Genomic DNA, 14,954 nt, shown 5'->3' on the forward strand with positions numbered 1-14,954 from the left:
ACGGGACATAACCGAAAGGAAAAATTGAAATTCTATTAATTAACAAACATTTAAAACGGTATGGAACAATTATTGTAAATTAAACAAATAGAAAACCTTACTTTTGTAAGTTGTAAAAGAACTAAAATTAAAAAATGGACATAGTCATCAAGCTTTCTCAATTTTTATTGAGCTTATCATTACTTATTATACTTCACGAATTAGGACATTTTATTCCTGCTAAATTGTTTAAAACCAGGGTTGAAAAATTTTATTTGTTTTTTGATGTTAAATATTCCCTTCTAAAAAAGAAAATTGGCGAAACTGAATACGGTATCGGTTGGTTGCCTTTGGGTGGTTATGTGAAAATTTCTGGAATGATTGACGAAAGTATGGACAAAGAGCAAATGGCTTTGCCACCTCAACCATGGGAATTTCGTTCTAAACCAGCCTGGCAACGTTTGATTATCATGCTTGGCGGCGTTACCGTGAACTTTATTTTGGCATTCATTATTTATATCGGAATGGCTTTTGCTTATGGCGATACCTATATTGCTAACTCAGATTTGAAAGATGGTCTTTTGATCCAAAATAAAGCCATGCAAAACATAGGTTTTAAAACTGGTGACAGAATCATCTCTGTTGACGGAGAGAAAATAGCCAAATTTGATAATGATATTAATGGGAAAATCGTAATGGCTAAAGAGGTTCTTATTGAAAGAAACGGAACCCAACAAGAAATAAAAATGCCTGCTGATTTTATTGATCAATTGTCAAAACAAGAAAAAGGCCCCTTAGTAGAATTAAGAATGCCGTTTGTTGTTTCCGAAATTTCGGAGGGGTCACTGAATAAAGAATTACAGCCAAAGGATATTTTAGTTGCACTTAACGGGCAAAAAATAAAATATTTGGATGAAGCCAAAACAATTCTGGAAAACAACAAAAACAAGACTATTCCTGCTACCGTTTTAAGAAATCAAAAAGAACAGCAAATACAGGTAATAGTTTCAAAAGACGGAAAACTGGGCGTACAATTAGGCGGACTCGGTTTTGCTTCCCTTCAAAAATTAGGTTACTACAAAGTAAGCACGCAAAAATTTGGCCTGTTAGAATCTATTCCGGTAGGACTTGAAAAAGGAAAAAACCAATTAGTAGGATACGGAAAACAACTGAAAATGATTTTCAGTCCAAGTACTGGCGCTTACAAACAAGTAGGTGGTTTCAAAGCCATATTTGATATTTTCCCTAATACCTGGAGTTGGGAAGTGTTCTGGACTATCACCGCATTGTTGTCAATAATGCTTGGTGTAATGAACTTATTACCTATTCCGGCGCTTGATGGTGGTCATGTAATGTTTTTATTATATGAGATCGTAAGTGGTAAAAAACCAAGCGATAAATTTCTGGAGAACGCTCAAATGGTTGGTTTTGTATTACTTATAACTTTGTTGTTATTTGCCAATGGAAACGACATTTACAAGGCAATTGTAGGGAAGTAAAAAAAAATGAAAAAAATTTGAATTTTGTTTGCAAAAAACAAATTAAGCCCTATATTTGCACCGCTTTAGAAGTGAAACAAACCTCACTAATAAACGCTTAAAAACGTTCATTCAATACCAGAATAAAAATATACAGTTTCCTTCTTAGCTCAGTTGGTTAGAGCATCTGACTGTTAATCAGAGGGTCCTTGGTTCGAGCCCAAGAGAGGGAGCTAATTGCAGAAAGCCTTTACAGTGATGTAGAGGCTTTTTTGTTTTTATGGGTCGAATATAGGTCGAATAACTATTTTTATTATTTTTGGCTTATGGATAATAATCAACAGGTTTATAATTGGAAAGTTTTAATAAATGAAACCTACGAGGAGATTAGTACTGACTTCCGAACCTATGATATTGACACTTCTAAACTTTCATTCTTTAAAAAATATTTTCTAGAGTCTGAATTTATAATTTCATTCGAATCTAAATACACTTCGCTTATAGTTTCCGAAAAATTAATTCGTACACTAACTAGCTTATTAAAAAACTATAATTTAGAAAGTCATTTAGAAAGTTTTCTCATATTAGCTAGTGCCTTCCAGCATCATTATATTACTCAGCTAACAAAATATGAAAATCGAAAACATGATACTGACCAACTTTTAAAAGACTTCATGAATGAGGGAAAAGATTTAGAGCCATTATTTGTAATTCTTCACAAATTTCTCAATGGAGAGATACAGATGGAGATTCACTCCATATCTTTTAAATTTAATTCAAACCCAAAAACTCTTCCGATTAAAAATTTTTTTATAACTCAAACTATCTATAAAGCTATATGTGATAAGTTGGAACTTACACTTGAAAATTTTGAACATAGAAAAGTGGAATTAATCAATAATACAAACATTACAGACTTCAGAAAAACTCTTGAAAACATTAAACAACGTCAGATTAATGGTTTGTTTAAATTCATTTCATTCCATAATGATGACCTAGAAAAATCATCAACTAACCTAAAATTTATAGGCTGTTTCTTAACATTGTGTCAAATTCCAGTTAATACAAATCGATTAGAAATACCGTCAACAGAAAATATATCTGAGATGTTTTCAACTGAAGACCTTAAAAACCTACGACACTATTTTGGACGAAAGTCATTTTCATTAAGATAACGTTGAAACAAAAACTTCGATTTTTTTCATAAAATCTGTTTCACTCTCTTCTTCTATTTATTAAAATCTTTGTAGTCAATATTAAAATTAATATATGATTACAAATGAAAAAGATATTCTATGCTTCAAGGAAGTTATAGAATTATTAGGGATATCCCGGTCTACCCTGTACAAACTAACTTCAAACAATAAAATACCCTGTTTCCGCCCTACTAATGGCAAACTCTTTTTTAAGCGAGAACTAATCCTTAATTGGCTTGCAAATTCAGGCAACTCTCAAAAGGAGCAATCAGTCATGTCTAACTTAAATACAGATAAATAATGCTAAACAAGTATGACAATACTGTGAAATTCTTTTATGAAATAGTAGACGATGAAGGTAAAAACAAGATCATAATTGATAATTCTACTGTTATTGAGTTTTGGGAAAGTCTGGGCTATAGAAAAGTAATTAATCAAGAAGGCGGCTACATTCTAGTTCAAATTAGAAGAAATTCTATTGTAAAGAGTGTGGAAGAATTTCAACTTCGAGATGAGATAAGAAACTACACTAAGCACATTAATAGAAATGATGTTTGGAGTGTTTACCTAAATAAAGAATATGTAGTAAAAAAACTTTATGAACCTTTAGAGACAATTGTGATGAGTACTTCACATGGAGATGAAAAAAATGGATATTTATTCTATTCAAATTTTATTTTAATAATAGCAAAAGAAGAAATCACCTCTTTGGATTATGAAAATTTTAATGGATATATATGGGAAGAACAAATCGTAAAAAGAGAGATTAAAATGATTGAACATAAAGATAGTGTGTTTTACAATTTCCTTTTAAAAATAGCTAACGACGATGATAACAGATTTAGAAGTCTAATCTCAATAATTGGTTATTTACTTCACACTTATAAAGACCCCTCAATAACTAAAGCAATAATTCTGATGGATCAAGAAATGAATCCCGATGATGATGAAGCTAATGGAGGTACAGGAAAGTCTTTAATTGGAAAAGCTATCGGTTATGTAATTCCTGATTTATTTATAAATGGAAAATCTATAAACACAAAAGACAAGTTTTTCTTGTCTGCACTAAAACCTTATCATAAACTTTTATTTGTAGATGATGTTGATAGAAATTTTGATTTTGAGGGGCTATATTCTATAATAACTGGCGATATGCCAATTGAAAAAAAGTATAAAAATGCAACCGTTATAAGCTTTAAGGAATCCCCTAAAATACTAATTTCTACAAATTATGTCATCACTGGTTCAGGTGGCACTGCTGAATCGAGGAGAAAAGTGGAGTTTGAGGTGTCAAACTATTTTAAAAATAAATTGACTCCAATTGAGGAGTTCGGACATAGACTTTTTGAAGATTGGGACACGGAGCAATGGTTGAAATTTGACAACCTCATGATTAGAGCGTTGCAATACTATCTTAAAAGCGGCTTAATTCAGCCAATATCTATTAATGCCAGTTTTAATAGATTAATCATAGAAACCAATGCTTTGTTTGTAGAATTTATTGATGAACTCCTGAAAAACTCTGAGTCAACTCAACCAAAGTTAGAAGGAGAGAACCTTGTTTTTGACAAACAAATTCTATTCAGCCAATTCAAAGATTCTAATTACGAAATATCCGAAAGAGTTACGCCAAAAATGTTTAAAAAATGGATTGATAAATATTGTATGTATTATGGAATTAGGTGTTTCCATTACAAAAGTAATGGAAAAGTATTAGTTAAATTTATTAGACAACAAGAATAATATAAAATGTAATTATGGCAACAAGTATAAAACTTATAAAAAAAAACAAAGCACGTTCAGATCAAACATTCCCCATTATGCTTCAAATTATAAAAGACGGCAAGACGAAAGTTATATCAACTGGTATAAATTGTCTTGAAAATGAGTGGGATGGAGCGCAATTAAGAAGATCTCATACTAATTACCAAAAAAGGAATTTAATCCTCTCAAATATTAAGAACAAAGCTTTAAAAATAATTGATGATTTTGTTACAGATGAAATCGATTTTACGCTTTTAGATTTTGAGAGAAAATTTAATGGTGAAAAAGCTAATTCAAAAACTACAGTTTACGAACATTTTCAAGAAAAAATTGAACTAATGAATTTATCCGGAAGAACTGGAAATGCAAGAAGTTATCGAGATACTTGCAACTCGTTTTTTAATTTTCATTCAGATAAGCAACTAGGTTTTAGAAACCTGAATGTTACTTTGCTTGAAAAATATGAAGCCCATTTAAGAAGTAGAAATAATCAGGATTCTGGTATTGCTTTTCGTATGAGAAGTCTTAGAGCCATTTACAATTCAGCAATAAGAAACGGAATCGTAAAGCAAGAATACTATCCGTTTGACAAATACAAGATTTCTAAACTAAAAGGAAAAGGACTAAAACGAGCATTGTCAAGAGAAGAAATCAAAAAGATATTAGATGTAGATTTAGCAAATCGACCAGATTTAATTGATGCTAAAAATTATTTTATTTTCTCATATTTCGCAAGAGGTATTAATTTCGTGGACATGATGAAATTAAAGAAAGAAAGTATACAAGATGATAATATCGAATACATTAGGTCAAAAACTAAAGGTAGATTTGTCATAAAGATTATGCCACCTGTTCAAATCGTATTGGATTATTATTTGTCTCAAAAAAGCACTACGGATTACCTTTTTCCTATTTTGCTTAAAAATGATTTAACAGCTATTCAAATAGAAAATAGAAAACACAAAACATTGAGTAAGTTTAATAAAGACCTAAAAACACTTGCGATATTAGCACAAGTAGAAAAAAATGTAACTTCATATGTCATCAGACATTCTTTTGCTACAAATATGAAGCAGCTTGGTGTAGCTACCGACCTAATATCGCAAAGCATGGGTCATGCAAATTTAGATATTACAAATAGTTATCTTAAAGAATTTGAAAACAATGTAATTGATGATGCTAATCAAAAACTACTCCATTTTGAATAAGTGACAAAGTGACTTTAATAATATTAAATGTAAGTTTAAAAATCATACTGTAATATTGTCTATACAATAGGAAGTTAACATGAATTCTTAAATAATATATTTCAAAAAATCCTTTTTAAAAGCGATTGTCACTATATCACTGTGACAATCGCTTTTTCATTTCAACATTAATTAATATAAATATTAATCTTTAAAATTATAAATTATGGAATTAAAAAGAGCTTCCCAGAAAGGGAAAAAATTACGTATTGGTTTAAGTGGTGCCTCAGGTTTTGGCAAAACTTTCTCTGCATTATCGATGGGTTTTGGTATGACAAATGATTGGGGGAAAATCTGTGTTTTAGATTCTGAATCTTCATCCGCATCATTGTACAGCCATCTAGGAGACTATAATATTATAGATTTACAAGCGCCATTCACCCCTGAGAAATTTATCTTAGGAATTAAACTTGCAGAAGATTCAATGATGGATGTAATAATAATTGACTCAATATCAATGGAGTGGTCTGGACAGGGAGGTTGTCTTGACATACATGATCAACTTGGTGGGAGATTTCAGGATTGGGGACCAGTAAAAAAAAGACATCAAGCATTTATTGATGCTATACTACAATCTAAATGTCACATCATAACTTGTGTTAGAAGAAAAGTTGAATACAGTTTAGATAAAGATTCTAATGGAAGAACAAAAGTTTTCAAGTTAGGCACAAAAGAAGTTACTCAAGAAGGCTATGAATATGAGTTGGACTTAAATTTCGAGCTCATAAATGAAAATCATTTAGCAAAGGCAACAAAGGACAGGCTAGGCCTTTACATGAATAAGCCTGAGTTTGTAATTAATAGCGCCACTGGCAAACGTCTCATAGCTTGGGTTAATGCTACTTCATATAGTACTATGAGTAAACACGAGTTACAACAAAAGATTGTAGAGTCTATGACAATTAAAGAATTGACAGAGCTTTATAATCAAAACCTAGAGTTGGCTAAAACTATTGAACAGGACTTTGTAGCCAAGAAAAACCTTCTACAACAACTAACATCTAATGTATCATCAAATGGAAATGGAACTCACTAAAATCAGAAACGAGGAGACTATTAAACAAGTACCTGGAGTCTTTAAACATATAATATCTCCAGGTTTAGATGAATCTTCACAAATAATCACAAACACTTCTTTTATTGAATCTAATTCAGAAAATAGAATTGTAAATTTTGGACAAGATAGACAAGTATCATCTGTACCTGTATTCCTTAACTATCTAAAGGATCCAGGTTTACACGAATCTTCAAATATTATACAAAAATCACCTTTTATAGAAGCAAATACGGAAGAAATAAAACTTTGCGATTTAAAAGAAAAATGTGTGATTCCAGTTTTTACAAAGGACAATGAAATCACTCTAAGCCATCAGGAGTTTATAGAAACTGCACTATTAGCTATTGGTAAGATGTTCCCAAATGAAAACCTAGACACTCCTGAAATTAGAGTAAGCCACCAAATTAAAGGAAGAACCCCTGATGCTTTACATATTGCTGCTAAAGATTTGCAAGAGCATCAAAGAACTTCGTATTTTGAGAGGATGGCTTTTATTATAAGGGTTCCAGGTATTACTGAAACTATAAATGGCAACAAGTTATCACTGACAATAGGAGGCGTAAGAAGTTACAATCTGGAAAACCTGTATAACAAGAAAACTTATGAAAAGTTCAAATTCTTCATAGGTTTTCAAAATATGGTTTGTTGCAATCTTTGCGTCAATACAGATGGTTTCCAAAGTGAAATTAGAGCCATGAGCTATTTAGACCTTGAGGATAAAATGCTTCAAGTAATACAAGGATATAATGCAAATCAGCATTTAAACACTATGAAAAATCTTCTAGAACATTCTCTTTCAGAAAGTCAATTTGCTCAAATTGTAGGTAAAGCTAGATTGTATAATTATCTACCTAAAAAAGAAAAGACTCTAATACCTGAGCTACTCTTGAATGATGGACATATTAATACTGTAGCTAAAGACTATTATCAGGATGAAAGTTTTTGTAGAAATGCTAATGGCGATATAAGTATGTGGGAATTTTATAATTTGTTGACTGGCTCTAATAAGACCAGTTATGTTGACACTTTCCTTGAAAGAGGAGTGAATGCCTTCAGTTTTTCTGAAGGTGTCTCAAAAGCACTAAGTGGTAGTTCTACCAACTATTCTTGGTTTTTGAGTTAAGAGGAGCCCACCCCTTTCGTTAGGGGTGGGTTTTTAATACGATTATCTTTATATATTTGTTTTATGAAAAGAAATGATGAGATACAAATAGAAGCTGATGCCAAGTTAGAGCTTAAACTAATGAGCTTGTTTAAAGATAATAATTTGGAATACAAACAACATGAGTCTAATCAAAAAAAAGAAAAAGGGATAGACTTTTATTGTCATGTATATAACAGAGATAATCAATCACAGATTCTTTTTTTTGAAACTCAAAACAAAGGCACTAATACACCAACAAAGGTAATCAGCTCTACAAAGCATCCCGAACAAGGAAAAATTTCATTTCAATTAGAACTTAGACATGTTAAACAATATTACAATGAATTAACAGAGGCTCTTATATTTATATATACAGATATAACTACAGATAATTCATATTGGTATTCTATACAAATAGATGCATCAATTCCAGAAAAGATTATAAATAAGGAAAAGGAATTAAGTGAAGGAGGGGCAGGAAAAAATAAACCTACAATCCAAATTTACATTCCTTCTGAAAACCTTCTTAATCAAGAAAATTTTGAGAAATTCATCAAAGAGATACAATTATCTAGACAACTTCAACATCATAAGCATAACTCAATTTTTGAACTTAAAGCAGATTACAGTTTTATCAAAAATGAAGTTAGAGATAAAGAGATTCTGGACAAAGCGATATACACTATTGATTTGTTTGAGGGGATAAATGTTATACCGACGAATATATTATCAAAATTATATCCATTTAGTGGAACTCAACAAAATTCTTATATCTGGGATTCAAATTTAAATACTGATAATGAGGAATTTTATGATTTCATGAATAGTATTCAATTAATAAATGGAAATCTTGAAATTAAAGGGAATAAATACGATGAAGGAATATCCGAAAAGCTTGATAAAATTATAAAATTTTTTAGTGTTAATTGTATTGAGCATATTAATTGGGCTGGAAAAGTTAAAAAAAGTAATTTTAAAATTTGTGTTCATAATTTACTAATAGCTAAAACCTGTAATTGTGAAAGGTGTAATTATGACAAACTTAATTTTATAGAAGCAAAAAAAATATTAGAAGAGAATTCTGGGAAATATAGTTTACATGAAAAATTAAGAAGAGGTTATACTGCATATTCAATGGGAAATTTTACTGTTGCAGTAGAAATTTTGCAAGAAGCATATAAAGATGCTGAGGCTAATAAAAAATTAATTTTTTCAACTATCATAAAATATAATTTAGTACAGTTAAGAAAGATAATTTCAAATTCATATTTTGTAGAGAATAGAGAACAATTATTAGAAAGTTTAAAAAATGCAAATTTAGAGATAAATGAAGCAGAGATTAAAATTAATGCTCCTCACTTTTTTGATTTATATAAATGGATAAAGGATGCTAATTTCTTTGAAAATGCTGTTTGGAGTATTGATAATAAATTGGAAGAAATAAAAAAAATGTCTTTTAATGATAAATACGGAGGCTTTCATTCAAATGAGCATCACCAAAATTTATTGTTTAGTTTTCTAAGATTGTATTACTTTTTGGAGTTTAATTTAATTATTTACAACTCTTTTAATGAGTACAAACAACTGACTACAAAAGTTTTGGAAGGGATATTGGCTCTTTACACGATAAAAAATCCAAATGCTAGCCGGTATAAAAAATTCACTTTGACAATTTTAAAGATGTGGATGTTCAATGTTAAATTTGAAGACGCTAATCATTTATTAAAAAAATACAATATCAATAAAATAAAAGTATCCGATAAAAATGCCACATATTTAGAATTGTTTTCATATCTCGAAAATCTCACTAATTCTCTTGATATTATTAATGAAGAACAAAATGAAATACTTCTGGATAAAACGGAATTGTTAATTAATAATTTAACTTTAATAATATCAAGGATTAAATTTTCGGAGAATCACTTAAATAATTTAATATGTAAGTTATTTTTAATTATTGAGAAATTAGATAAAAGAAATGTAATCCCAACGAGTGCCCTTTTTCAACTATTTTCGCATCATAGAGAAATTAGTTGTGACAACATTAAAAAAATAATTTTTGTACTAAAGAAGCATCATTTTCAACATTCTTCAGCATTTAGCTATGCCATAAAACTTTATGTTGAAAAATCAGAAATTAAAGAAGTTGAAACATTAATTTTTGAATTATTAGATATAAATGATTTTACTGAAAGCGACCTGTTGTCTGAAGATAACAGAATAGAAACACTTGGTTATGCGATCACCTTTTTAGAAATAAATCATAGAGAAACTTTAAAGAAGACTATCATTGAAAGATTAAATATAAATTTTGATCCAAGCTTTTATCAACTTTCTGCTATTTATGATTTAATAGACTACGATAAAGATTTACTTGATAAATTTATTAATTGTATTCCAGATTTAACAAAAAAAGACCCCGCTTTAAGGAGACATTTTAATCAGAATGAAAATTATAGACTTGGGCAATTAATTAACCTTATTTATAAATACAATGTTGTCTTTACCAAAGAAATGAAGAGACTGTCAACTTATACATTTCAAAAAGATTTTTATGATTGGTTAATGGATCTAGATGGTTTTGATTACTCGAAATTCAATCACTATTGGATTCTTGAATATCAAACTAAATTTTATTTCAAAGCTTTTAAAAAATCTAAAATTTTAAAGAAAGAAATTAGAAAAGCTTTAAAAAAGGATTACATTGAAGGAGTTGCAAAAATCTATTTTAACATCTATAATTGATTACTAAATTTACCATTCCAAAACTCAATATTTTTAATATTTCCGTTTTCTTCCCAAAGCAAATATTTTCTATACCTCTGTGTGTATTCAATCTCATTAATATCCTCATTGTGAGGGTTTTTTTTGATGAAAAATGAGCCAAACCAAAATGATTTTAGTCCATTTTTTTTTAAGTTAGTTTCTAGTAAACTTTTGTTTAAAATTATTAAATCTTGACCTTCTTGAAAATTATCAGAATCCACATTATGGAAAATTCCAACTGTTTTATTTTTTGAATTAATTAATCTATCTCCTTCTAATTCAGTTATATCAAGGTTTTTACGTAAAATTTTAGAAGGAATATAAAGTTGTTTTTCTCCATCAACATTTACTTTTGTTACTCTTGTCAAAGATGGATAAAATACTTTTTCACCATCAAAAAAGATTTCATTCTCATCTTCTCCAATCCAATCCATCCAAATAATGTCAGATGGATTTGAATAGGTATCTGTCTTTGGGTAAGAATAAAAATCTAAGGCACCATTCAAAATATGGCTCTTTTTGGAGTTAAGACTTACGAATTTTTTCAACTCTTCGAAATCACTTTCTTTTATCAGGCAAGCCTGTAATCGAATTGAAGAAATGATAGTTTTTGAAGAATTATATAATGAAGTATAATTATAAGCCACCAATCCATTCTCTTTGAAATCTTCAAAATCATTCTCATTAGTAAATACCCATTTATTAAAATCTAATTTTGGTTCTATACTAACAATTTTTTTAATTTCTGTTGATAATTCTACACCCTTTTTTAAATCTGGAGAAATCTCTTCTTTTATAATCCAACTTTTAGGATTAAACATATTATCAATAAATAATTCAAACTTTTTTGAAAAGTCTTCAGTTGGATTATGAATTTCCGTTATTTGAGAATAATCATCTATCCATTTTGCATTTTCAATATCATCACTATATGGTAAGTAATCTGATAAATACCCCTTAAGATTATTCACTGCTAACCAAGTATACTTTTCTTCATATGTAAAAACTTTACTTTTACTACCGCCAGAAGCATCTGTAAATCCATTCCCTTTTGTTCTATCAAAACCTAAGCTTTTAATAAAGGCAATTGATACAGACATTGCAAACCCTCTTGGTGAAATATCATATTCATTCTCAATATTTTTACCGTACTTCTTTAAAAATTTTTCTGTTTCATTTGGCTTTTTAACGTTTGAATAATTGTTAAACCCTGAAGAATATGATAAGAAATCTTCATAACCTCTTTTGATTACATACCAAGCTAAATCATGGACAATTGGATAAAATTCTTCTTTTGGTTTTTTTAAGTAATCTAAATCTAGAGGTAAAAACTTAAAAGTCTTATTTTTTTTTGGTCTAGCTTTTTTTAGATTATTAATTCCAATTAAACCAAATTGATAAGCTCTTTCAATAATAGCTCTAAAACCATATCTTACAATTACATTCCTATTCTCCTCAAGTCTTTCAAAAATATTTTTAACTGTCCATTTAGCAATTTGAAGAATTGCATCTTTATTTTTACAGTTACTTGCAATACCTAATGTTATTGAGGCAAAATCTTCTTGTATTTGTGGGTCTCCACAGTAATATAATAAATCTAAAAGCTTAAGAAATTCATCAGGTATTAATAATGCCCATTCTGTTATTTTAATTCTTAATTCCTCTCTTAATTTTTGGTCAATTGTGGTTAAACCCCAGGCATAAATTAAAACTATTCCATCATATTTTTCAAACTCACTAAAAGTTTTATAACTATTAAGTAAAGAATTTAAATCCCAATAGTTATAATTAGAATTTAAACTTTTCTCGTGACTGTCCAAACCAGACCAGAATTTATCTCTTTCGAATGTGCTCTTGAAGTTAGAAAGGATATTATGAAGGTATCTAGCATTAAAGGGAGAATTTTCATTGTTTGCTGATGGATAAATTAATTCTTTTAAGATTATAATTCTTTTTTCATAATCATTGACTAATAAATTAGTAACCCAGTTTTCATATTTTAATGCTAAGTTATATGGAGCATTTATTAACGCTTCTAATTGCATTAAAAATATTTCTTCAGCATCAAAACCATTAGTTAAAAAGTTATTCTCTCCAATAAGTTTTTCACTTTCATTAAAGACTTTGTTTACAATGTCTTGAATTATTTTTTCATTTGGATATTTTCCATGTTTTCTTTGGTATTCAATTGGATTCAAATCAATTGGCATTGCCATATATTCAAATAGGTTATCAGGAATTTGATTTAGACTACCATTTAAAATAGTTTCACAGATTTTGTCAGAAATTATAATTTCAAGAATAGATTGGAATGTGATGGAATAATAGGGAGTGTATTTTTTAATAATTCCTTTTTTTACTTCTCTTTGATATTTGGCTACTATACCATTTTCAGACAAAAACTGAATCAATAATTCAACATCAGAATTATCTAAGTACTTAAGTAAACATTGGTCAATTTCATTTCTTAGCTCATCATGACTAATTTCAGATTTTTGATAAAACAATTCTGAAATTTGAATTAAAGCATCTGCGACTGGATTGGAATCAGTTGTTAGTTTTTTATTTAAGGAGCTTTTGAACTCTTCATTAATTCTTTCTATCTTTTTATTTAGTAAACTGTTAGTAGCTAATTCTATTTTACTATTATCATTTAGTTCACTTCCTTGGTATTCATTACAAAATAGGTGTAAGGCAAATAAACTATCTAATCCTCTAAGAAGTGATAAATTCTCAATCTTGATATTGTACTCTACGAGATAATCATTTAAAACAGTTTCAACTGAAACATCTCCTTCTCTCGGCAACTCGGTAATTTCTAGTTCGTCATTTTTAATAATTTTAGAATTATTGTAAAAATATTTTCTTGCACTAAAAACAAATTTTATTCGAGGATATTTTTTGCATATTTCAATTGTCTCAGAAATTCTATCATACCATCTATTAAAATTATTTACATCTTCATCCAATCCATCAATACAGATTAAAACTTTTGTGTTTTCAAAATTAGGTTCTTCTCCCGGTTTTAACCTTGTTGCTTTTTTTACATCATTTCTTAAAGCTAGCGTTTCAAGAGCCGAAAATATTTCATTGTTATTCCATCCATTCAGCTCTAGTTCATCCAATAAAACAGTATTCCAGTTTTTTGAATTCTTTCCAAAAGCTCTAATGAGAATTGCAGGAGATTCATCATCTAGGTATCTAGCAACCTCGAAAGCTAAACCATGTGTTTTACCTGTGCCAGGGTTTCCCAAAACCAACATAACATTTACTCCTTCTAGTTGTTTTAATAACTTATAATAGTCTCCTAAAAGGACATGTTTAATCAAGTTCAGTTTGTAGATAAAATTATCATAAATTGTTTTTTGAAGGTTATTTGGGTTTGTTAATTTTAACATCGCTTCAACTTCTTCAAGCTCTTCGATAATATTGAAATCCCCAATAAAAGTTAAAATATGAAGGTTTGGTTGAATACCAAGACCCAAGTCTTTCTGAATAAGTAAATTTGATTTTTTAATATTTAACAAATACTTGTTAATAGCTGAAAGATTTTCATAGAAATCATTTTCTTTTGAGTATTCATTAAATTGAATACTCTGTTTCAGGAAAGTTTCTATTTCCAGATTTATTTTAAAAAAATTTATTAAAAGAGATTTCCTGAAAGGTTCTGTAAACTGTAACTTACTGATTTGATTTTTTATAATCCCACTTGTGTTTAAATTTGGAACATACCTTTCTCTCAACCAGCTATTCGTTTTTTGGTAAGCAAATTTATCTTTTAAATTGCTGAAAAATAAAATTTCCTTTTCAAACCAATATTTATGAACTCCTTCATTTTCGGGTTTCATTATCTCGCCTAGTATTTCATTTTGAAACCACCAGGTTATTTTCAGACCTTTGTTTACTTTTTTTATTTCATTGATTAACTCATCTATTCTACTTTCTTCGGTATTTTTAATTGGTTTTTTCCCCTTCCCTATTTTTAGTGAATTAATATCTCTTGGGATACATATAATGTATTGCAAAATACTAGGTCTTAGAGATAAAGCGGTTACAATAGAATTTCTTATTTGATTTATTTGATTATCTCCTAAAGAATTCCTGAACCATTTGGATTGGACAGCAACAATTGTGTTGTTATATAATTCTCCATAAGCTTCAATCCCACCATCACCTCCTGAACCATTAATTACTCTGAATTTTATTAATTCATTGTTATACTCCCTTTTCAGGTATCTTTCAAACAATTGGTTATTCATTGTTTCAAAAGCATTTTCAGGGCTTAAATGGTACGTATTAAAAGAGTTCCACATTATTATTTTA

The 14,954-nt window shown here is 29.1% G+C and carries 9 protein-coding genes and 1 tRNA gene; 9 read left to right on the forward strand and 1 reads right to left on the reverse strand.

The features are described 5' to 3' along the window. Positions 1-134 precede the first annotated feature (134 nt). From rseP to ACNQGH_RS02085, 9 genes are all read left to right on the forward strand, one after another. On the forward strand, positions 135-1,478 hold the full coding sequence (gene rseP / locus ACNQGH_RS02045; RefSeq protein WP_417954307.1) for an RIP metalloprotease RseP: 1,344 nt from the start codon (positions 135-137) through the stop codon (positions 1,476-1,478). Positions 1,479-1,616: 138 nt separating this feature from the next. Then, positions 1,617-1,690 (forward strand) — tRNA-Asn (locus tag ACNQGH_RS02050). Between the two features lie 93 nt (positions 1,691-1,783). Further along, the gene (locus tag ACNQGH_RS02055; RefSeq protein ID WP_417954308.1) at positions 1,784-2,632 is read left to right on the forward strand and encodes a hypothetical protein; all 849 of its coding nucleotides are present in this window, start codon (positions 1,784-1,786) and stop codon (positions 2,630-2,632) included. 94 nt (positions 2,633-2,726) lie between these two features. After that, on the forward strand, positions 2,727-2,954 hold the full coding sequence (locus tag ACNQGH_RS02060; RefSeq protein ID WP_417954309.1) for a helix-turn-helix transcriptional regulator: 228 nt from the start codon (positions 2,727-2,729) through the stop codon (positions 2,952-2,954). Further along, a complete protein-coding gene (locus ACNQGH_RS02065) occupies positions 2,954-4,396 on the forward strand; it encodes a DUF5906 domain-containing protein (RefSeq protein WP_417954310.1) in 1,443 nt (480 codons plus the stop codon). Before ACNQGH_RS02060 ends, ACNQGH_RS02065 begins: the two co-directional genes overlap by 1 nt. Positions 4,397-4,410: 14 nt before the next feature. Further along, the gene (locus ACNQGH_RS02070; RefSeq protein ID WP_417954311.1) at positions 4,411-5,625 is read left to right on the forward strand and encodes a phage integrase SAM-like domain-containing protein; all 1,215 of its coding nucleotides are present in this window, start codon (positions 4,411-4,413) and stop codon (positions 5,623-5,625) included. A gap of 205 nt (positions 5,626-5,830) precedes the next feature. Next, a complete protein-coding gene (locus tag ACNQGH_RS02075) occupies positions 5,831-6,700 on the forward strand; it encodes an AAA family ATPase (RefSeq protein WP_417954312.1) in 870 nt (289 codons plus the stop codon). Beyond that, the gene (locus ACNQGH_RS02080; protein ID WP_417954313.1) at positions 6,681-7,844 is read left to right on the forward strand and encodes a DUF3871 family protein; all 1,164 of its coding nucleotides are present in this window, start codon (positions 6,681-6,683) and stop codon (positions 7,842-7,844) included. The genes ACNQGH_RS02075 and ACNQGH_RS02080 overlap by 20 nt, the downstream gene beginning before the upstream one ends. A gap of 63 nt (positions 7,845-7,907) precedes the next feature. After that, a complete protein-coding gene (locus ACNQGH_RS02085; protein WP_417954314.1) occupies positions 7,908-10,610 on the forward strand; it encodes a DUF4365 domain-containing protein in 2,703 nt (900 codons plus the stop codon). On the opposite strand, the gene ACNQGH_RS02090 is transcribed toward ACNQGH_RS02085, so the two are convergent. After that, a complete protein-coding gene (locus tag ACNQGH_RS02090) occupies positions 10,601-14,944 on the reverse strand; it encodes an NACHT domain-containing protein (RefSeq protein WP_417954315.1) in 4,344 nt (1,447 codons plus the stop codon). The two genes, ACNQGH_RS02085 and ACNQGH_RS02090, sit on opposite strands and share 10 nt — an antisense overlap. Positions 14,945-14,954: the final 10 nt, after the last annotated feature.

The organism is Flavobacterium kochi, from assembly GCF_048286715.1.
Classification (GTDB): domain Bacteria; phylum Bacteroidota; class Bacteroidia; order Flavobacteriales; family Flavobacteriaceae; genus Flavobacterium.